At 69.2% G+C, this 19,763-nt stretch carries 16 protein-coding genes; 8 read left to right on the forward strand and 8 right to left on the reverse strand.

Annotated features, from left to right (window positions below; translation table 11 throughout):
- Positions 1 to 57: 57 nt before the first annotated feature.
- The 4 genes from ACH413_RS38060 to ACH413_RS38075 form a co-directional block, all read right to left on the reverse strand.
- Positions 58 to 1,638 (reverse strand): type VII secretion system-associated protein, encoded by a 1,581-nt coding sequence (locus ACH413_RS38060; protein WP_360044004.1) that lies wholly within the window; start codon positions 1,636 to 1,638, stop codon positions 58 to 60.
- Positions 1,639 to 1,716: 78 nt separating this feature from the next.
- Positions 1,717 to 2,274, reverse strand: coding sequence for a hypothetical protein (locus tag ACH413_RS38065; RefSeq protein ID WP_360044001.1), 558 nt, complete (start codon positions 2,272 to 2,274; stop codon positions 1,717 to 1,719).
- 34 nt (positions 2,275 to 2,308) lie between these two features.
- A complete protein-coding gene (locus tag ACH413_RS38070; RefSeq protein ID WP_360043998.1) occupies positions 2,309 to 2,866 on the reverse strand; it encodes a hypothetical protein in 558 nt (185 codons plus the stop codon).
- Between the two features lie 233 nt (positions 2,867 to 3,099).
- A complete protein-coding gene (locus tag ACH413_RS38075; protein WP_360043995.1) occupies positions 3,100 to 3,711 on the reverse strand; it encodes a hypothetical protein in 612 nt (203 codons plus the stop codon).
- A gap of 1,111 nt (positions 3,712 to 4,822) precedes the next feature.
- Between ACH413_RS38075 and ACH413_RS38080 the strand changes: the two genes are divergently transcribed.
- Genes ACH413_RS38080 through ACH413_RS38090 form a run of 3 tightly spaced genes read left to right on the forward strand, consistent with a single transcriptional unit; the run spans position 4,823 to position 10,709 of the window.
- The gene (locus ACH413_RS38080) at positions 4,823 to 7,597 is read left to right on the forward strand and encodes a toxin glutamine deamidase domain-containing protein (protein WP_360043990.1); all 2,775 of its coding nucleotides are present in this window, start codon (positions 4,823 to 4,825) and stop codon (positions 7,595 to 7,597) included.
- Entirely contained in the window at positions 7,594 to 8,559 is a 966-nt protein-coding gene (locus tag ACH413_RS38085) for a nucleoside hydrolase (RefSeq protein WP_360043987.1), read from the forward strand. The genes ACH413_RS38080 and ACH413_RS38085 overlap by 4 nt, the downstream gene beginning before the upstream one ends.
- Positions 8,556 to 10,709 (forward strand): hypothetical protein, encoded by a 2,154-nt coding sequence (locus ACH413_RS38090; RefSeq protein WP_360043984.1) that lies wholly within the window; start codon positions 8,556 to 8,558, stop codon positions 10,707 to 10,709. The genes ACH413_RS38085 and ACH413_RS38090 overlap by 4 nt, the downstream gene beginning before the upstream one ends.
- Positions 10,710 to 10,712: 3 nt before the next feature.
- Here the strand turns inward: ACH413_RS38090 and ACH413_RS38095 are convergent, their stop codons facing one another.
- Together ACH413_RS38095 and ACH413_RS38100 are read right to left on the reverse strand one after the other, a co-directional pair.
- Positions 10,713 to 11,546: a hypothetical protein gene (locus ACH413_RS38095; RefSeq protein WP_360043981.1), complete on the reverse strand. Its 834-nt coding sequence runs from the start codon at positions 11,544 to 11,546 to the stop codon at positions 10,713 to 10,715.
- 17 nt (positions 11,547 to 11,563) lie between these two features.
- Positions 11,564 to 12,073, reverse strand: coding sequence for a YbaB/EbfC family nucleoid-associated protein (locus ACH413_RS38100; RefSeq protein WP_360043978.1), 510 nt, complete (start codon positions 12,071 to 12,073; stop codon positions 11,564 to 11,566).
- A 334-nt stretch (positions 12,074 to 12,407) separates the two neighbouring features.
- Here ACH413_RS38100 and ACH413_RS38105 point away from each other — a divergent pair, with 334 nt between their 5' ends.
- From ACH413_RS38105 to ACH413_RS38115, 3 genes are read left to right on the forward strand one after another with little or no spacing between them, the layout of a single operon-like run.
- On the forward strand, positions 12,408 to 12,554 hold the full coding sequence (locus tag ACH413_RS38105; protein ID WP_360043975.1) for a hypothetical protein: 147 nt from the start codon (positions 12,408 to 12,410) through the stop codon (positions 12,552 to 12,554).
- A 56-nt stretch (positions 12,555 to 12,610) separates the two neighbouring features.
- A complete protein-coding gene (locus ACH413_RS38110) occupies positions 12,611 to 13,222 on the forward strand; it encodes a restriction endonuclease subunit S (protein WP_360043972.1) in 612 nt (203 codons plus the stop codon).
- Entirely contained in the window at positions 13,219 to 15,180 is a 1,962-nt protein-coding gene (locus ACH413_RS38115; protein WP_360043969.1) for a class I SAM-dependent DNA methyltransferase, read from the forward strand. Before ACH413_RS38110 ends, ACH413_RS38115 begins: the two co-directional genes overlap by 4 nt.
- On the opposite strand, the gene ACH413_RS38120 is transcribed toward ACH413_RS38115, so the two are convergent.
- A complete protein-coding gene (locus ACH413_RS38120; RefSeq protein WP_360043966.1) occupies positions 15,177 to 15,659 on the reverse strand; it encodes a MarR family winged helix-turn-helix transcriptional regulator in 483 nt (160 codons plus the stop codon). The genes ACH413_RS38115 and ACH413_RS38120 overlap by 4 nt on opposite strands.
- A gap of 64 nt (positions 15,660 to 15,723) precedes the next feature.
- Here ACH413_RS38120 and ACH413_RS38125 point away from each other — a divergent pair, with 64 nt between their 5' ends.
- Both ACH413_RS38125 and ACH413_RS38130 read left to right on the forward strand, forming a co-directional pair.
- Positions 15,724 to 17,118 (forward strand): LLM class flavin-dependent oxidoreductase, encoded by a 1,395-nt coding sequence (locus tag ACH413_RS38125; protein WP_360043963.1) that lies wholly within the window; start codon positions 15,724 to 15,726, stop codon positions 17,116 to 17,118.
- Between the two features lie 56 nt (positions 17,119 to 17,174).
- Positions 17,175 to 17,648, forward strand: coding sequence for a hypothetical protein (locus ACH413_RS38130; RefSeq protein WP_360043960.1), 474 nt, complete (start codon positions 17,175 to 17,177; stop codon positions 17,646 to 17,648).
- Here ACH413_RS38130 and ACH413_RS38135 read toward each other — a convergent pair.
- Positions 17,645 to 19,729: a M6 family metalloprotease domain-containing protein gene (locus ACH413_RS38135; protein ID WP_360043957.1), complete on the reverse strand. Its 2,085-nt coding sequence runs from the start codon at positions 19,727 to 19,729 to the stop codon at positions 17,645 to 17,647. The genes ACH413_RS38130 and ACH413_RS38135 overlap by 4 nt on opposite strands.
- Positions 19,730 to 19,763 lie beyond the last annotated feature (34 nt).

A 19,763-nucleotide genomic window follows, 5' to 3' on the forward strand; every position in this document is an offset into this window, starting at 1 on the left:
GCCCGGCCGATTCGGCCGGGCCCCCTTTGTCTTGTCCGCCGCTGCAGCGCGCCGTCGTCAGGCGTTCAGTGCGGCGATCAGGTCGTCGCCCGGCAACTCCACGCCGAGCTGACCTCCGGGGTTGATCACCAGCACGCCGCCGGCCAGCACCGGCGTCAGTTCGCGGCCCGTGGTCTCCATCGGTGAGGCGGCATCCTGCGGCAGGTGGCCCGGTGCCGTCCACACCGCGATGAAGCGGCGTCCGTCCGGCGTGACGCCCATGCGCAGGTTGCCCTGGCCGTCGGTCTCCGCGATCAGGTTCGCCTCGAGCGTCGCCGTCAGCAGGCGTTGCTGCGGCGCCCAGCCGGACGCGACGTAGCCGAGCACCACGTCCAGGTCCGCCAAGGGTTCTGGGAAGCCTCGCCGTTGCGGACCTGGACGGTAGTTGGGGTTCAGGTAGGTCTCGCCGGTCAGTTCGCCGTCCGCGTTCACCGCGTACGCGCCGAACAGCGTCGCGTCCGGGATGCCCTCGATGTAGTTCGGGTTGACCTCCGGGTCTGCGCACCACAGCCAGGAGTCGGGGACCTGGCGGCGGGCCTGGTCGCGCAGGGAGTCCGAGACCGGGGGCAGACCGGGGTGCAGGGTGAAGTCGTCGATGTGGTCGGGGTACTCGACGAACGGCTTCGGCAGGACGTAGGCGCGGACGCCGGTCGGGTCGACCGCGGTGATCAGGGTCCACGGGCCCTTGAGGCGGTACAGGTGGTGCTCACGATCCGACTCGATCGGACTCTCGTAGGCGAGGTTGCCGCCGGGATCGCCGTAGCGGTGCACGAACAGGTCCTCGACCTGGGTCAGCCGCACGCCTGTCATCGTGTCGAGCCGCGGGTCGTGCTCGGAGGTCACCTGGTACGGCGACTGCCAGGCCGGCAGTTCCTCGTCGACCTCGAACCGCAGCGCGTCCTGGTTCTCGATGAGCTGGCCGGTCAGGTAGGTGACGGCGTTGCGGACGTCCGCGAACCGTTCGCGCTTGTCCCTGCGGTCGCCCTCGGCCCAGTAGACCTCGTAGAAGTCGCCATCGCGGACCAGGCACCACGACTGGTCGCGGTGGCCTTCCAGGCTGTAGAAGCGCGGACTGGTCTGGACGCGGGTGATCACCAGCAGCAGTGGGGCCAGTGCCTTGCGGAACGCGGCCTCGACCTGCTTCTCGTCGAACGGCCTGCCCATCGAGAGTGCGGCCGCGCGGGCCTTCGCGATCTCCGGCACGACGGGGATCTCGTAGCGCTGCTGGCGGATGTGGTCGACCAGTTCCATCGACGGCGGGATCTCGTGCTCGCGCAGGTGGTACGACACGCTCTCGGGCCACACCCAGCGGCCGTCGGTCCGGTAGGCGAGCGGTACGACCAGGTCGTCACCGCCGGTGAAGAGGTCCTTCGCGGAGCCGCGTGACGACAGGACGACAGGAGCGCTCTCCAGGTAGCGCAGCACCAGAACCTGTTCCCTGGAACCGATCATCGGCCGGTACCAGGTGCCCTTGCCGTCCTCGATCACGTCGAAGGGGCGCGCCAGTTCGAGCCGGGTCTCCTGCTGCCGCGGTTCGAGCGCGCTGACCCGGCCGGTCTGCTGGATCTTGCCCGCGGCGTGCCACATCCAGTCCGGCACGGCTTCCGGCCGCCTCGGCAGCAGTCGCAGTTCGTCGGCGGCGTGCTGGAGCGCGGCGCCGTAGCCCGGCGAGAGCAGTCACTCCGGCTGGCCCTCGATCGAGAACTGGCGCGTGGTCTCCCCTCCCGCGACGAAGGTGAAGCCCGCGGCGAACCACGTGCCGAGGCTGTTGCGGAAGTCCCGCAACCGCAATCGGTGCAGCCACTGGCTGACGATCACCGGCGGCGCCCACACGTGGGTGGTGCCATCGACGGTGACCGTCGCCTCGACCTCCATGCGGCGGCCGAGCGCACGGCACTGGAGCTCGATCTGTTGCCAGCCCTCCGGAGCGTGCGCGACGAGGGCTTCTTCGACACGGCCCAAGATCGAGGTGTTGGTGCGCGGCATCGTGTCGCCGGCAGGCAGCGACGGGTACTGCGGCCACGCGCCGGGCAGCGGGGACAGCTCGCGGAGCAGGACCAACCGATCGGTGCTCACGTTGCTCTGCAACGGATCCAGCTCGGTCGGTGCCGCGCCTTCCTCGGTGACACGCCACACCGCGGCGCCGAGCACCGTCTCGTACCGCGCGGTCGTCGCGTCCGTGCCGGGTTCGATCCGGAACGCCTCGTTCCCGTCGATCGCGATGTCGAACTGCACGTCCCTCACTCCTTGCCGCACAACGGGAAAACGGTCACGACTGGCGCGTCTCGACGAACTCGGCCCACTTCGGCGGCTGCTTGCCCATCTCCTCCATCATCTCCAACATGTCGCGGAGATCGGCGACGTTGGGCGCGGTGTCCGCGAACCAGTCGCTGACGCTGCCCCAAGCCCTGCGTGCGCCTTCACCTTCGACGACGTCCCAGACGGGCGGGTCGTCCTGGTCGAGGTCGGCGCCGTCGACGACGTGGTACGCATAACCCTGGTGCGCCGTGAGAGCGAGCAGGCCACGCGGGTCGGCCAGTTCGTGGTCGAGGCCGTTGAGCGTGGCGACGACGTGCCGTTTGCGTTCGGCGGTCATCGCGTCGACCCCGAACGCGGTGCCGGCCAGCCACAGTCCTGATCGGACACCCATGATGCGCAGAACCTGGCGCACCGCCTCGGGAACGCGTTCCACGCCCTGGTCCGCGGCCATCTGGTCGATCTGGTCGTCGGACGCGCCTGCCACGGACCCGCGACGCAGACCGTTCGCGCAGACGCCGTCGAAGATCGCGTCGATGCGCGCGCTCGGGTTGTCAGTCGGATGGTTCACATCCACTCTCCGCACGCCTTCACCCGCACCCCGACCTCGCGCTCGACACCACGTCCCGAGAATTCCACAGCTGTGCCGGACGCGTCGCGGGAGCGGCCCGATCGCCGACACTCGCGGTTCTCGGGTGCGGCCCGGCCGGATGTGGCATTCTGCCGAGCAGACAAGACGCATCTGGGGGAACAACTTGTCAGCTCAGCCGGACGACCTGGCGACGAGCATCGCATGACCGGACGTCAGCGAGGCCCGTCATCGTCCTCGTCGCACCACGGCAGCAGCGGCGGTGACCACCGCAGCAGCCCGCCGCCATCGTCGTCGTCCTCGTCGGCGGGCAGCGTCGGCGGTCGTGGCACCCGGATGGACCCCGACGCGGTCGAGAACCTCGGCAGCAAGATCACCAGCCGCGGTGACCAGGTTCGCAGCAACGTCTCGAGCATGCTGAACATCAACGCCAGCGGCGGTAGCGCCGGCGTGTTCGGCCAGGTCGCAATGCAACACGCGGACCGCGCCATCGGCACCGCCCGCACGTCGGCGGAGATGGCCGCGACGGCCGCGGACAACGCCGGCGCCAAGACGAAGGCCACCGCACAAGCGACTCGTGACACCGAGCGGTCCGTGGGCGACTCGATGCGGAAGATCGACTCTTCCGCGCCCGTCTCCAACCGCGGCAGTTCGACCGGCACGTCCTCGCCGTCCACTTCCTCGTCGTCGACCGGCAGCCGGGCGACAGCGCCATCCTCGCTGCCTGGTGGGACTTCCGATCCCGTCCGGTCAACCGCTCCGGCCGCCGCGGGCGGACCGGTCTCGCGCACTCCGCAACTGGGCGGCACCGCGATGCCCGGCGGCAACGGTGCTCCGGCTGTGAGGCCACCCGCGGGTGGCCTCGACCGTCGAACCAACGTGGCCGGCGACACCGGGGCGGGCCGAGGGACAGGTGGTCCGCCTGCCGGCAGCGGCGGCTCCCCTGGTGGCCCACAGGCCGGCAGAGGGCCCGCCAGTCCGATGGCCGGTGGCCCCCTCACAGGAAGTTCGCCGACCGGTCGAGGCTCCACCGGCCCGATGACGGCCGGGTCTGCGCCCGGTGCCGGGCCCGCGGGCAGTCCCCAGGCCGGTCGAACGGCAGGTGGCCCGCCGTCGGGCGGTCCGGTGCCAGGCAGCGCCCCTCCCCCTGGCCGAGGCCCTGGCGGTCCGATGGCCGGCGGGACCGCGCCCGGCGGCGCGGTGGGGGGAGCACCTGCCTCCAGGCCTTCGGCTGCGGGCGGCGGCCCCATGCCGGGCGGTGGCCCAGCGGGAAACGCACCTGCCACCAGGCCCTCGGCCGGGACGGGCGCGCCCGGCAGCGGCCCGGCAGGAAACACACCTGCCACCAGGCCCTCGACTGGAATGAGCGGCGCACCCGCGCCTGGGGTTCACCCCTCCGGCAACGCGCCGGGCCACCGGGGTCCCGGTGGCCCGGCGACCCGTGTCCATCCCGGCGGACCCGGCACCAGGAATCCGGGTGGGCCTCCCGCCAGTGGTCCTCCGGTGGGCCGTGGTCCGATGGGGCCGCCTGCCGCCGGCGGGCACCCTCAGAGCGGGCCGCGACCGGGTGGTCCCGAAAACGGGCCACGCCAAGGGGGTCAGCCGCCCTTCGGTCCTCCGGGACCCCCGAACGGGCCCGGCCGTCACCAGCCCGGTTTCGGGCCTGGGCATCCTCCCGCCGGACAGCACGGTGGGACCGCCTCACCGCGTGGCGCCGGTCCGTTCAACGGCCAAGGCGGCATGCGCCAGCCCAGCCAGGGACCTGGCATGGCGGGGCGAGGTCCGTCTCCGGACGGCGGCGCGCCTCACCGGCCACGGGACTTCGGACCTCCGGGGACACCTCCCGGCAGGCACGGACCTGTCGGTCCTCAGTCAGCGCACCCGCACACCGCCGACCCGCGCACGACACACCCGCAGGCGGCTCCGCCTCGTGGGCCGATGGCGCCCGGGAATCCGCAGCACGGGCCAGGGCCGCACCCCCAGCGGCACGCGGACGGCCCGCCCGGTGGTGGACCACGCCGGCACGAGCAGGGGCCGCCTTCGGTTCCTCACGACGGCAGGCCCGTCCGCGGCACGCCACCGCAGGACGGCCAGCCGCATCGCGCGCCTGACAGGCCGGACCGCGGCGCACCCGTGCACCGGCAGGACAGGCCGAGCGACCACACCCCCGACCAGAACACGCAGGAGACAACGTCCCACGACCGGCCACGCGACGGCGAGCGGCCACCGGTGGCGCTCGAACGAACTGATCTGTCCCAGTACGACGACTGGAAGATCGCACGCCGGAAGGTCGACGACTTCCTGTCCGACGACAACGTCATGCTGCGCGGCGACACGCGGACGCCGGACCAGATCCGCCAGGACGGCGGATTCAGGCCACACGCGTCCGACGGCCGGGCGGATCCCCTCTTCCAGCACATCCACGGCAACATGAACACGTTCGTCAGCACCTCGACGGACGTGCGCACCGCCATGACGTTCACGAACTCGTCAGGTGGCCACGTCTACCGGATCAAGGCGCCCGGCGGCATCCTGTCGGCCGACACCCAGCAGCGGCTGGGATACGGGGGCAAGCCGCTGCCTGAGAGCGAGGTCCTGCACGCGGGCGGCGTCGACTGGCGGTACGTGGAGGGCTGGCACGAGGTCGTCTACGTGGGCAACGGGCAATCGGCCCTCGGCCCGTTCGTGCCCAACCCCGACTTCATCGGTGGCGCACGGCAAACGCAGCCCCACGTCCCTGACGACCTCAGGTTCGTGCCGCCACCCGGACCGCCGCCCGTCGAGATGCGGCCCTCGTGGAAGATCGAAGAGGACGAGGCGCGCGCGGCCGCCGAACGGGGCGACGTTCCGCCTCCCAAAGAGGAACCGGCCGAGTCTCCCCAAGAGAAGAAGCCCATGCGGCCGTTGCCGACGAACGTCGACATCGAGGCCCGGCTGGGCGGGGCGCCCGCACGACCGCCAGAGCCGACGGCACTGCACGCGGGGCACGGCGACGAGTCGAGCCAGCAACGCGTGCTGCAGGAACGGTTCCCCGGCATCGACCAGGTCAACGCGCACAGGCTCGACGAGGACGGCCACCGGACGAACTGCGTCGAGGCCATGATCGCCGACGAGCGGCGCTACCACGGCGAACAGGTCGAGGCACGGCCCACGAAACCGGAGGACGTGGCCGAGCAGGGCAGGCTGAGCCGGGTCCGGGACGCGCTGGGCGGCGAGTGGACCAGCCACAAGGACATCGACAGCGTCTCGAAGGCGATGGCGAGCACCCCGGAGAACTCACGGGGCGCGCTTGCCTACAAATACACGGACGACGATGGCCGCACACAGGGCCACGTCGTGAGGGTCGTGAACACCCCGGACGGAGTCGCGTACGCCGATCCGCAGACGGGCCGGCTCGCCGAGTTGCCCGACAACGCGACGGACGTGCGTCTTCTCTCGGAGGACTACACGGACGACACGGCGCACTCGCATGTCGAGGACGACGGCGGCTATGGCGCGACACCGGAGGAGCAGCGCGACGACGCCGTTGACCAGGTCGCGGACGACCTCGGCATCAGCGATCCGGAGAAACGGCAAGCGCTGGCCGACACCTACGACGCCGCGAGGGAGTACACGGCGCCGATCATCGTGGACGTCGCCGCGCGCATTCACGACGACCTGAAGGTGATCGCCGATGCGGACCCGGACCACCGCGTGGTCTTCCTCGGTCGCGACGGGCACAGCCTCGCCCTCGCGAGCAGGGAGCTCGACCCGGTGTTCTTCGACCGGCACGCGAGCGAGGTCGTGCTGTCGCGTGCGGTCGTCGAGGCGGCGCTGAGGGACGTCGAGCGTTCCGATCCGGACCGGGATCTCAGTGCGGTCGACGAGTTCCGGCTGCACAAGAAGGTCGCGGACGAGGACGTGCCCGGCGCGTACGACCGGCTGTCCGACTACCTCGACTCGGCGGGTGTGCCGATCCACGGTGACGGCGGCATCAGCCTCGTCGACACCAGCTACAAGGGCACCGTCCAGGAGATGCTGACGGCGGCGTACCCGGACCCGAAGTTCCAGGGCCACTACGCCTTCCACGGTCAGTCGCCCGGCGATCCGCACCCTGACGCGAAGAAGGGCTACCTCGTCGACCTCGAACCGGAGGACGGCGGCGGCAAGCCGTTGCGCGAACTCTCCGACGATCCTGGCCGCACCTTCGCGCACCAGGACGCGATCGGCGTCATCGAGGAAACGTTGCACGGTACGATGTCCAGTCCGCGCCGGATCGACGAGGACGGTCCTGTGCAACAGCCGCAACGCTTCGAGCCCGATCTGACAGCGGGCATCAACCCGCTGAAGGTGGCCGAGCCCTTCCAGGATCCGGCGGTGCGCGAGGGCGCCAAGGCGATGAGTCTGCGCGCGGTCGTCGACGTTGCGCGGGAGATGGCCGAACTCAGGGCCGAGGGCGGTGCCTGGCGCGACGAGCTGTCTGCACGGGCTGAGCACGGCAGGGACCAGGTGCGGTCGTGGGTGGCTGAGGACGGCAGCGGCGACCCGAGGTTCCGCGAGGTGATGGACTCGTTGGTGCGGCGCGGCGACAAGGGCGCGGTGCTGGCGGTGGAAGCCGCTGTGCGCGACCTGGAGCCGGACGAGCGGCGTCGCGTGTGGACGGAGTTCGCCGCGTTGCCGACCATCGCCGAACGGGACGAGTACGCGCGCGAACTGCGGGAAGGAAAGCGATGAGCGAGGAGCTGAACCGGGAACGCCAGGACCTGACCGGTCTGGCGCAGCGGTTCGGGCTGCCGCAGACGGTGGCGGGAGATCCGTTCCCGCCGTCGCAGGAGGGTGCGCCCCTGATCATCGACACGGACGCCGGCGGCGATCCCGACGACGCCATCGCCCTCGTCGCCGCGGCGGCCGAACCGACGCTCACCCTGGTGTCCACAGTGGATGAACTGGGCGGACGCAGGGCGCGGTTCGTCCGGCACCTGCTCGACCTGCTCGGCCGCGAGGACGTGCGGGTGGTCGCCGGCGCTGATCTCGGCGACCGGAGGATGGACTGCATCGCGGGCCTGGTACCGGATTCCGTCGATCCGCAACGCACCGACGTCGCCGACGCGGTCGCGGAAGTCGTGACGAGCACGGACGGCCTGGTCCGCTGGGTGGGCATGGGCCCGGCGACGAACCTCGCCGCGTTGCTGACCGCGAACCCGTCTCTCGCCGAACGACTGGTCGTGACGCAGATGGGCGGCGCCCTGAACTACCGCGATCCCGAACGGGCCGAACACAACTTCCGACTCGACCCGGCGGCCGCGAACACCTTGCTCACCAAGGGAAAGCTGCCGAAGCTGGTGCTGTCCGACACGACGTTCACACCGGAGCTGGAGATCGCCAAGGACTCCGGGCTCCACCGCCGGCTCGCCGAGGCGGAGCCCGCGTGGGCGAAGCTGGTCACCGCGCACATGGCCCAGTGGTTCGATCGCTTCCACCCCGGCACGATCCAGCACGACGGTCTCGCTCTCGCCGCCGGCCTGCAACTTCCTTATGTGGCACTGCGCCGGGAACGCGTGGTGCTCGACGACATCGGCCGGATGAGCACCGCTGCGGACGGGAACCTCGCGCGGATCAGCGTCAAGGCCGACTACCACGCGTTCATGACCTGGCTCTCCAGGCGTCTGGACACCGCACTGGAGGAAACCCGATGAACCGCGACGAGGCGATCCGGTCCGCGTGGGACTGGATCGTTCGCACGCACGGTCCCAGGTCCGCGAACCTGAAGATCCTCACCGACGACGTGGTGTTGGTGCGCGGTCAGTGGCATGTGCCGTACGACGCGACCGACGACGTACTCGTACCACTTCCCGCGGTGGAGGTGCCGGACGACGGCGGCGAGCCGCGCGCGTACGTGCCCACCCCTCTTTCCCCGTGGAAGCGGGGAGTTCCCAGGGGCCAACGGGGTCCCGGTCTCTCGATCGTCGACCCCGAGTGGGATCTGGAGACCTTCGGGCACCTGGGGGTGCCGAACGTCGCGATCCTGGGGTGGTTGCGCAAGGAAGGTGCGGACGAGTTTCGCCACAACGCGGCGCACACCCCGGGTCCCGGTGCCCGCGGATGGCCGCTGCCGCAGACGCCGGCCGACAAGATCTTCTCCTACTACCAGTGCGGTTGGCTTGAAGAGGACGCCAGGTTCGTGGCCGGTGTCGTAGACGTGGTGGTGTGCACGACAGACCAGATCGGCCAGGACGACAACGGCCACACGTGGCTCGCCACCTACTCCTCCGACAGGCTCCTTCCGCCTGGAACCCGGCGGTGGCGCGAGGTCGGCATGCGCGAACTCCTGACCACGACGACGGCGGACGAGGTGCGGGTCAACCCCGGCCACGACTGGCAGACGTCGCTCAAGAGGCCCATCCCGCTCGACCGCTGGCCCGCGCCCTTCGCCCTGCCCGCTCCGGTCGAACGCCACGAGGACGGGGGCCCCGCGCTTGTCGAACGCGTGGACGAGGCCAGGGCGCACAGCCTCTCGTTCACCGCGGAAGAGCGCGAGATCCTCGCGGAATGCCTGCGCTGGCAGGAAAGCGGCTGGCAGGGCCCACCTCCGCACGGGGTTCAGCAGACCTGGGACGCGAACGGCGTGCGCGTCTGGCAGGCGCCGACGTTCGGCAAGGCCGCCGGGCTGCCCGCGACCCAGTCGAACGGGTGGCCGTGGATCGCCGGTCTCCTCGCCGGCTTCGCACTGGGCGACAATCCCTACGAGGCAGCGCTTTTCAGGCTCGTCGACGACGTCGTCCGCACGGTGGCGCAGAGGTCGCCGGCCTTCCAGGCCGATCACCCCTGGTTGCCGCGCCGCGAGGGATGGCTGCCGAACGCGCAGGAACCCGTCCGCGTGGTGCGGGCGATCGTAGCCGGCCTGGGCGCGGAGAATCCCGCTGTCCGGGGTGTCGGCTGGGACGACGAGATCAGCCCGGTGATCGCCCGCGCGGTGTCCCGCGAGGCGTTTTCCCGTGCTCCGCACTACATCCTGCAAGAACTCGGCATGCCGGAACCCGACACGGGCACGCCGTGGGGCTTTGCGGTGCGGATCGTGAGCTCGCTCGGCAACCACCCGCCGACGGCGCTCGCCGCAGCTGCCTTCGACCCCCTGGTGGCGGCGCTGACCGGTGCCCTGCTCGGGGCGTGGCACGGCATCGCCGGCCTGCCTGTCGGACCGCAGCACGATCTCGCCGAATGTCTTGCCACCGAGGCGTTCCTGGCGTTCGATCCGAAGTACGCGCCCGCAGAGACGACGCATCCGGGCCTGCCTCCGATCAGCGACGCGATGCGCGCGGAAGCGGCGAGGACCCCCGGTGGCTGGATCTACTGCGCGGACCCGGACATCGATCCGCGCTACATCCAGGGCGCGCCGCTGTTCACCCTGCTCGGTGCCTACGAGGTCGGACCAGACGGTCGGTTCACCGGCAAGACCTGGGTGAACGACGAGTACAAGCCGAGCCCTCAACGGCTGGGGCTGCCCGAGCCGCAGTGCGAATTCGAGGTGGTGCTCAACTTCGTCACGGCGGGCTGGCTGCCCTACGAGGCGATCATGTCGGCGGCACTGGAGTCGATGCTGCTGGCCCAGCCGGGCCCGGACGGCAACCTCGCCATCGCTCAAGACGTGAACGGGAACAACATCCTCGCGCTCTACTCGTCTCCACGCCACCTTCCTCCCGGCGACTACCAGCCGGGAGGAATCGTGCTCAAGAAGATCGGGACGGTGTTGCCGGGGCTGCAGGTGCTGGTCAACCCCGGCGGCGCGGTGGGAGTGGACATCAGGGGCGACGACCTGGTGCGAATGCTCGCCGGGCGGCCCGGCTGAGGGTCAGGCGTTGGCGGGAGGCATGTCGTAAGGCTTGACGGCGTCGTAGGCGGACTTGGCGTAGCCGCCGTACTCCGCGAACCGCTCCAAGCCCTTGACCAGGCCCTCCATCTTCTCCGCCAGCTTGGCCATGCGACCACCGAAGCGCGCCATCGCGGAAGCGAGCTTCGACAGCCTGCCCGCGATCTTGGTCGCCATCATGGCGGCGCGCGTGCCCGCGTAGCCGGCGAACGCGGCGATGGAGCTGCCCAGCGTGACCACGGCCGACGCGGCGGCGATCAGCGCGCTCGCGATCAGTTCGCCGATCAGGTCGGAGATCCAGCCGAACACCAGGGATCGCAACTCGCAGACGAGAGCGCCGGACAACGCGTAGATCGCCGCGGTCCCGTCCATGGTCTTGCCGAGCGCGTCGTACTCGCCCGCCATCTGTTCCATCTCGCGCTTGAACGCGTCGCCCGCGTCGCCCTGCCAGTCGGCGACGGACCGCATGTCCTCGTGGTGTTCCTGGGCGACCATCTTCATCTGCAGCGCGGCCTGCTTGAGCTGGTCGGAGTTCGCGTTGATCTCGTCGGGGTTGCCCAGCAACGCGTCCAGCGGCTCGCGCAGGAAGTCGACGTGCTCCAGCAACCAGCCGACACCCGCGGATGCCAGCATTCCCAACGGGTTCGCCATCGTGGCGACCACGTCCACCACCACGCCGGCACCGCCGAGCGCGACGTCGATGACGTCAGGCCCTTCGCCTTCGGACTCGGACGTCAGCGAGTCGACGAAGCCGGCGACGCTGTCCACGACACCCGCGCCGGTCGACCACGTGGTCGTGCTGTTCTCCTCTGCCACTGCTCCCCCAGACCGCTCTACTGCTTCTTGAAGATCGAGTCGCCGCCGAAGTCGTCGTCATCGTCGCTCGGACGCGGCGCGGGACGACGAACGGGCGGCGGAGGCGGCGGCGCTGCGGTCGCGGCGCGCTCCTCGTACTCCTCGTTGAACGCGTACCCCGCCGGCTTCGGCTGCTCTTCTTCCTCTGGCGGCGGCAGGTACTCGGTGATCATGCGATAGGTCTCGGAGCCCTCGCCCTCGACGGCCGCGAACGTGTCGGCGACCTTCACCGCCGCACCGCGCTGCGCCTTGCGCGCGATCTCGAGGATCTCGCCCGACAACTGCGCGTGCGACTTCCGCATCGCGTCCGCTGTCAGCTCAAGGCCGGTCAGCGCACCGTTGGGCGCGACGGTCACCGTGATCGCCCCATCGTTCGACGACGCCGAACCGCCCGCCTGCGCCAGTCCTTCCTGGACCGCCGCGGCTTTCGCCTGTGCGTCGGCGATCTTCGCCTCGAAGTCCCGCATCCACTCTTCGGGCGTCTTCACCCAGTCCCCCAGATCACGTTCGTCTGTACGGTCCGAAGGATTCCACACCCGAGTTGGCCACGCCCCGCCAACGACGGATCAGCACCCAGTCGCTTGAAGCGCGCTCGGCGCGGTACTCTGAGCCACACACGAGGACGCGCGAAGCTAGCTTCGCAGTCACCTTGAGATAGCATTAGTGTCCAACAGCGAAATTGATAGAGACCTCATCGCTTGATCGGCGTCCAAGCAAAACAAGCGATGAGGTCTTGAGAAGGAGTGATCACTCATGTCGAGCACCAGTCCCACCTGGCCATATTACCTGCCCAAACCCTGGCGACGGGTCTTAGTGATCGTGGTGATCATCGTCCTGAGCGGCACGACCGTCGCCTACGCGATGGGGCAGGGCGCGGAGGTGATCGCGGCGATCGTGATCGCTGCTGTCAGCGCGGCGACGACCCAGGGCGTCCGGGCCGTGCTCCGGGCGCGGCCCCGCCGGGCCTGACCGAGCGGGCGTGGTAGCAATGCCACGCCCGCACCCCCGCCAACAGGAGACGATCCATGTTCGAGTCCGAAGAGGCCCAGGTCCCGCTCCGCGACCTGGTGGAGATCACTCCCGGGCCCTCCGGTTCTCTGCTCGATCGCCTCGGCGACCACCCCGGCGGCGTACCGGTGGTGTCCCCCTCGGACATCACCGATCGCCATCAGGTAGCCACCCAGAAGCTTCGCCTGCTGCCTCGGCAGGAGGCGAAGAGGCTCGACCGCCACCTGCTGCGCGTAGGCGACATCGTGGTGGTCCGGCAGGGTGCACTCGGCCGACTCGCTCACATCGGGCAAGGAGAGGAGGGGTGGCTCTACAACTCGTCCTGCATTCGCCTGCGACCTGTCCCCGAACTGGTCGTGCCGGAATACCTGACGTTGTACCTCGCGTTCCCCCCGGTCCAGGAACTCCTGCTCGGACGCGCGGTTCCCGGCACGGTCCAGTCCTTGAACTCCGCACTCCTGGGCGACCTCCCCGTCGTGCTCCCGCCGTTCGGTCGCCAACAGCAACTGGTGAGGGTGGCCGCGAACATCGACGAACTCGCCCAGGTACACCGCAGCACCCTGGAACGCCTGGAACTGCTGAGGACCTCGGTCATCAGTGACTTCCTCGGGACGGAGACAAGGGGATGAAGCCACTCACCACCGAGGAGGTGACCAAGTTCCTCCTCGACGCCGACCGGATCGCCGATCGCGGTCGAGGGCGAACCGGTGACTTGGACGTCCTGTCCGGGTTCCTTCTCCTCAAGTGGGCATCGGATCAACCCGGCCGGTTCGAGATTCCCGAACGCGCGAGTTGGAACTCCATCGCGACAGCCGCCCACGCCGACCTCGGCAACACACTCGCCCGAGCGCTGACCGCCTTGGTCCAAGCCAACGCCGAGGTTCTCGAGCGGCAGTTCTGGGAGATCGACTTCAAGAGGTCGCTCAGCGAGCGCCACACCATCGATCTCGTCGAGCACTTCAACCGGATCTCGCTCCACCCGGCGAACCTCAAGTTCCCCGACACCGTCGCGATGGCGTTCGACGCGCTGCTCAGCGAGCACGCCGACGCGGCGGGCAAGCTCGGCGGAGAGTTCCACACGCCACGATCGGTGACCGACCTGATGGTCCGTCTCGCTCAGCCGAGGCCAGGCCAGTCCGTCTACGATCCGTTCGCCGGCAGCGGTGGCATGCTCGCGGGTGCGGAGGACTTCGCGGCCGCGCACAGCGGCAACCGGGGTGTGCTCGAGCTCTTCGCCCAGGACATGAACATCGCGCGGTGCCGGACCACCCAGCTCAACCTGTTGCTGCACGGCGCTGTACGCCCGGCGATCCGCAACGGCGACACCCTGGCGAATCCGCTCCACCTCACCCCTGGCGGCAGCTGGCGACGGTTCGACCGCGTGCTGGCCAACCCACCGTTCTCGGTGGGTTACAAGGAGCAGGACGTCCGCTTCCCCGAACGCATGCGCTACGGCTGGATCCGGGGCACCGGACGGCGTGCCGACCTGATGTTCGTGCAACACGTGCTCGCCTCGTTGGTACCAGACGGTGTCGGCGTGGTCGTCAGCCCGCAAGGCGTGTTGTACCGCCCTGGCTCCGAGGAGCAGATCAGGCGGGAGATCGTCAACACCGACAAGCTCGTGGCCGTCATCGGAATCGGCCCCAACGTCTTCTACGGAACAAGCGTCCCTGCCTGCATCCTCGTGCTGACCGGAGATACGGCCCCGCGTGGTGGACGCCGTGGAGTCTTCTTCATCAACGCGGAACACGAGATCAGCACCGGACGTTCGCGAAACCGCCTCGACCCGCGGCACGTGGAGAAGATCGCCGAGGTCTTCCACGGCAGGATCGAGGTCCCGCACTTCTCCAGGTTTGTCTCCGTCGAGGAGATGGAGGAGGACAACTTCAACCTGAACATTCGCAGGTACATCAGCCAGCCCTCCTCAACTGGAGTGAACCTGGACACCCGCGCCCTGGTCACGGGAGGCGTACCGCGGGCGGAGATCGAAGCACAGCGCGAACGGTTCGAGGCCTTGGGTATCAATCTCCTCGACCTCTTCGAACCTGGTGAGTGGGGAACGATGAAGTTTCCCCGGCACGGCCTCGTGATCACCACCGACGTTGTGTTGTGGACGGTCGGCGAACGCGAAGCCACGTTCCTGATCGAACTGGATCGCTGGCTGGCTGACGGGGTGCGCGGGATCCTCAACAGCGAACGCACACTACCCGTGCTCCGCCAAAGCCTCATCGAGTCGTTTCGCCTGACTATGACACCACTTCGGATCCTCGACGAGTTCCAGCTCACCGGGCTCTTCGCGGACTGGTGGGCCGCCAATCACGACCACCTGCGAGAGATCGTCCGCAGCGGCGAGTGCCGCCCAGAGGTGATGAGCGCACTGCAGGCCGACCTCAACGAGCGGGCCAAGCAGCTCACCGCGAAGCAGCGACGGGAATTGATGGACATCTACCGCACGTGGATGGCCCGGTACGGCACTTCACTCGCGGAACTCGACGAGCGCCGGGAGAGATCCGCTGCCGAACTGCGGGAGACGCTGGCTGACCTGGGCATACCGTCACCGTCACAGGAAGGCCGCAGCTGGTACTAGGACGTGCTCGCCGCGATGTCCTGCACGGCCTGACAGGCGCTCGGCACCGGGTCCAGCTCGTTGACGTGCCCGGCCAGCCGGCAGAGCAGCCCCTTGAACGTCTCCCGGTCCGAAGCGGACAGCCCGGACAGCACGTGCGCCTCGGCGTGCGACAGCCGGAGATCCAGTTCTTCCAGCCGCGCACGGCCCACGTCGGTCGCCACGACCAGGCGGGTGCGGCGGTCGGCGGGCGCGGGGCGGCGTTCGACCAGCGACGCTCGTTCCATGTCGTCGAGCAGGTACGTCATGACGGTGCGGTCGATGCCCAGTTGCTGGCAGAGCGCGGACTGGCTTTCCGGCTGGTCACGGGTGGCGGCGGTGAGGATCTGGTAGCCGCGGTGGCCTCCGGGGAGGTCGCCGACGGCCTGGTTCGTCGCCTTGACGAAGGCGCGGAACACCACACCGAGGGTCCAGCCGAAGTCGTCCTCAAGCGCGGTCACCCGGCCAATGATAGCCCGAGCAGAACGTCTGCGAAACAGAACATCTGCGTGGCATACTTTCGGCATGACAGATTACGGCCACCCACTCGAGTTCGGGGTGTTCCTGCCGCCCGACGCCGAGCGGTTCGAGGACACGCTGCGGCTCGCGCAGGCCGCTGACGTGCTCGGACTGGAGCTCGTCAGCATCCAGGACCACCCCTACAACGCCGCGAACCTCGACACGTGGACGTCGTTGTCGGTCATCGCCGCGTCCACCACCAACGTCCGTGTGTTCCCCAACGTCGCGAACTTGCCCCTCAGGCCGCCGGCTGTGCTTGCGCGCGCGGCGGCGAGTCTTGACGTCATCACCGGTGGTCGCGTGGAGCTGGGGCTCGGCGCGGGCGCGTTCTGGGACGCCATCGCCGCCATGGACGGACCGCATCGCACCCCGGCCGAGTCGGTCGAGGCACTCGAGGAAGCCATCGGGGTGATCAGGGCACTGTGGACACCCGGTCGCGGCGTTCGCTTGCACGGCAAGCACTACTCGCTCAACGGCGCGCGCCCCGGACCGTTTCCCGCGCACGACATAGGCATCTGGCTGGGCGCCTACAAGAAGCGGATGCTCCAGCTCACCGGCCGCCTGGCCGACGGTTGGCTGCCGTCGAGTCCATACGCGCCACCACAACAACTCAAGACGATGAACGCCATCATCGACGAGGCCGCGCAAGAAGCCGGGCGTGAGCCCAAGGACATCCGCCGGATCTACAACATCGGCGCCGAGTTCACCGCGGAACAACTCGCCGAACTGGCACTCAACGACGGCATGAGCGGATTCATCCTGATGGTCAACACCGACGACGAGCTGCGCGCGTTCGCAGAGGAGGTCGCACCGGCCGTGCGCGAGATCGTGCAGAAGGAACGCGGTTCACAACTCCTGTGGGACGAGTCGACGCGCCCAAAAGGCCCGGCGCCTGAAGCGGACGCCGTCTACACCGCTTCGGGCAGGGCGATGGGCCGTCAGCTGGTCGGCGTCCACAACCACCTGCGCGACGAGCTGCAGAAGATCCGTTCGGTCGTCAGGCAGGCCGCGGACGGCATGATCGGCATCGGCGAGGCGCGGTCCGAGATCAACACGATGACCATGCGCCAGAACAACTGGACGATGGGCGCGTACTGCGAGACCTACTGCCGTCTTGTGACGATCCACCACACGCTCGAGGACACCAGTCTCTACCCGCAGCTCAGGGAGGGTGACGCGCGCCTCGGACCGGTCCTCGACCGGCTGTCGGAGGAGCACCAGGTGATCCACGAGGTGCTCGAACGCCTCGACGCGGCGCTGGTGGCCACGGTCGCGGAGCCGCAGCGGATCGGTGAGGTGCAGAAATCGGTGGACCTGCTCACGGACACGCTGCTCTCCCACCTGTCCTACGAGGAGGATCAACTGATCGAGCCGATGGCCCGCATCGCGTACCACCACTGAGTGCACTTGGGCGTGTGCGGCGCCGCGCGACCGGGACCTGCCAACAGACTGGGTTCGTGGACACCAGGAAGCGAGTCGATCCCGTCCGGCGCGGTCGCACCATCCTGGGGGCGTCGTTGCTGCTCACAGCCGTCGCCGCGGGGACGAGGGCCGCCGTCGGGCTCAGTCACGCGGCCGAGACGGAGTCCGCGATCCGCGCGAAGGACGGCCTGGACGTCACGATCGCGCTGCACACCGGGCTCACGTACGCGTGGTTGCTGTTCGCGGTGCTGACCGGGATCGCCGCGGTTCCATTGCTGGTCAACGGCTCGGGGCGGACGTTCGCGGCCGGTGTCTGCTACTCGCTCGGCATGCCGTTGCTGCTGTTCAGCATCGGCGTGATCGCCCCGGTCTCCACGGTCCAGACGCTGACGTGGCTGGCGTGCGGCACCATCTTGTTGTTGACGTGCTTCGTGATGCTGACGTCAGGGCCGGTTCCGCAGCGGCAAGCTCCGGACCGGCGCAGGCCGGTCCGGAGCCGTCCCCGTTAGCCGGTCACCGTGCAGGTGGACGTCGCGGACCTGGCGGGATTGCTCTCCGACACGGCCGTGAGCGTCACCTTGGACATGACCGGCCCACTGCCCCGCTGCGCGTGCACCGCAACGTCGACCGTCGCGCCGAACTTGGCCGTGGCCAGCGCGTTGGGCACCGACACGGTCCAGCCGTTCTCCGCCTTCGCCGTCACGCGGTAGACGTCACCGTTGAGGTACTGGTCGACGGGCTCCGGGTGCTGTCCACCAGGAGGTGCCGTGCGGCCGGTGTTGGTCAACGGGAAGCGGCACGTCGCCACGCCGTCCGCACCCACACGGGCGGCAGCCGGGTTGACCCGCACGCCGCGCTGCTGCGGGCCCGCGCCGTCCAGCGACCGGACCGCCACCGTGTAGGACAGCACGCCACGGGAGTCGCGTTGCAGGTCCAGCACGTAGAAGTGCAGGCGGTTGGCCGTGTCGACGAACTCGAACTCGCTGCCGGAGTTCGTGCCGGCGTGCAGCAGCGCGTCGGACAGCTGGCGGTAGTCGCCGATCGTGATCGGGACCCTGGTGCCGTCGGGCAGGACGTAGTCGGTCATGCCGATGTCCTGCGGGTTCGCGTCGATCACCCACGTGAACGGCGCCGCGTCGGCGTTCTTGGTCTTGGCCAGCATCACGCCGGAGTCCGGGGTGAACGAGTCGGCGCCCATCCGGTCCACGACCTCGAGCGTGTAGTTGTTGTAGCCGCCGCCGTCGCAGAACGGGTTGGTGGAGACGTTGCAGGACGGGGTCTTGTCGCCCGTGCCCAGCGCGAGGTTGATGCCGGTCAGGCCGGTGGCGCCGGGGTTGACCTCGCGTGCGGTGATCTTCGCGATGACCGTGCCGGAGCCGGCCAGGGCTTCGCGGGACAACCGCAGGACGTTCTTCTCGTCCACGATGCCGAGCTTGATCTTGTTGCGCAACGTCTGCTGCGCGCCGAGCGACGCGCCACCGGTCGCCGGGATGGTCCAGCGGGAGTGCGGACCGCCGGGGCCGTTGAACGAGCCGCGCGACAGCATGTCCCACGGGCCGCTGTAGTCACGGCGCGGTGGGCTGCCGTACGGGTTGTTGTAGTTGTCGCCGATGCCGAGGATGTGGCTCAGTTCGTGCGCGTACACGCCCTGGCCGGAGCTCTCGGCCTGGGTGGACGAGCCGCCGCCCGCGTTGGGCCAGATCGACGAGCCCGCGGCCCACGAGGTCCAGTCCACGTACCGGGTGTTCGACCAGTTCGGCAGCGCGGGGTCCGGCGGGCCGAAGGCGTCGGTCACGTCCTCCTTGGTCCGGAACTTCATCATCCCGAACTCCTGCCAGGTACCGGACTCGTCCTGGCCCGCCGACAGGTAGTAGGTGAAGTCGTAACCCGCGGGCACCTCGGCGCCGACGTCGGCCACCCACGCGGCCCGGCCGTCGGTGCGGATGTTGCGGTTGCAGGAATCGCCTGCGGGACAGGCGGTTCCGCCCTGGAACTCCATGGCGTACTCGTGGTCCTTGCCCGGCATCGTGTACGGGCCGAACGCCTTCAGGTCGACGCCGTAGCGCCCGCCGGAGGTCTCCATCCAGTACTCGTGCACGGTGTGGCCGCGGTTGAGGCCGTTCGGCTTGTTGAGGAAGTCCTGGTAGAACTGCCCGACCTGGGCGCGCGGCACGTCGCTGGCCTCGGCGCTCGGGTTGCCGAACACCGTGGAGTTCTTGGCCTGCGTGACGACGAACGGCTGGTTCGGGTAGTCCAGCAGGACCAGCGCGCCCTTGAAGGTGCGCACCGAACCCTTGACCGCCGGGTCGGCCCAGTTGGTACCGGGGATCTTCTTGTAGTCCCGTTCCCACGTCATGTGGTCGGGGTTGACCCAGTTCTGCGGGTCGATCGGGCCGGGGAATCCGTTCTGCGCCAACACACGCGCGGTGTCCCGGGATTGTTGCCACGGCTGTTGTTGCGGCCAGTGGTCGTACTGCCAGTGGTTCGACGGTTCTTCCGGAGGAGCTGCGGCGGAGTTGCCGGCGGTGAACATCGCGACCGAGAGGAACGCGGTGATCAGCAGGGCAGGGCGCCGGTGTCTGCGGTCCATACCACCACCGTGGTGCAGAACGGCCCGTGCGAAC

Origin of the sequence: Lentzea sp. NPDC020367 (genome assembly GCF_044387305.1) — a bacterium.
GTDB lineage: Bacteria > Actinomycetota > Actinomycetes > Mycobacteriales > Pseudonocardiaceae > Lentzea.

What these genes read in the sequence shown, in the direction of transcription:
- ACH413_RS38080 (WP_360043990.1), top strand. Translation starts at nt 4,823, where the DNA reads ATGGCGCCCGGGAATCCGCAGCACGGGCCAGGGCCGCACCCCCAGCGG.
- ACH413_RS38085 (WP_360043987.1), top strand. Translation starts at nt 7,594, where the DNA reads ATGAGCGAGGAGCTGAACCGGGAACGCCAGGACCTGACCGGTCTGGCG.
- ACH413_RS38090 (WP_360043984.1), top strand. Translation starts at nt 8,556, where the DNA reads ATGAACCGCGACGAGGCGATCCGGTCCGCGTGGGACTGGATCGTTCGC.
- ACH413_RS38110 (WP_360043972.1), top strand. Translation starts at nt 12,611, where the DNA reads ATGTTCGAGTCCGAAGAGGCCCAGGTCCCGCTCCGCGACCTGGTGGAG.
- ACH413_RS38115 (WP_360043969.1), top strand. Translation starts at nt 13,219, where the DNA reads ATGAAGCCACTCACCACCGAGGAGGTGACCAAGTTCCTCCTCGACGCC.
- ACH413_RS38125 (WP_360043963.1), top strand. Translation starts at nt 15,724, where the DNA reads ATGACAGATTACGGCCACCCACTCGAGTTCGGGGTGTTCCTGCCGCCC.
- ACH413_RS38135 (WP_360043957.1), bottom strand. Translation starts at nt 19,729, where the DNA reads ATGGACCGCAGACACCGGCGCCCTGCCCTGCTGATCACCGCGTTCCTC.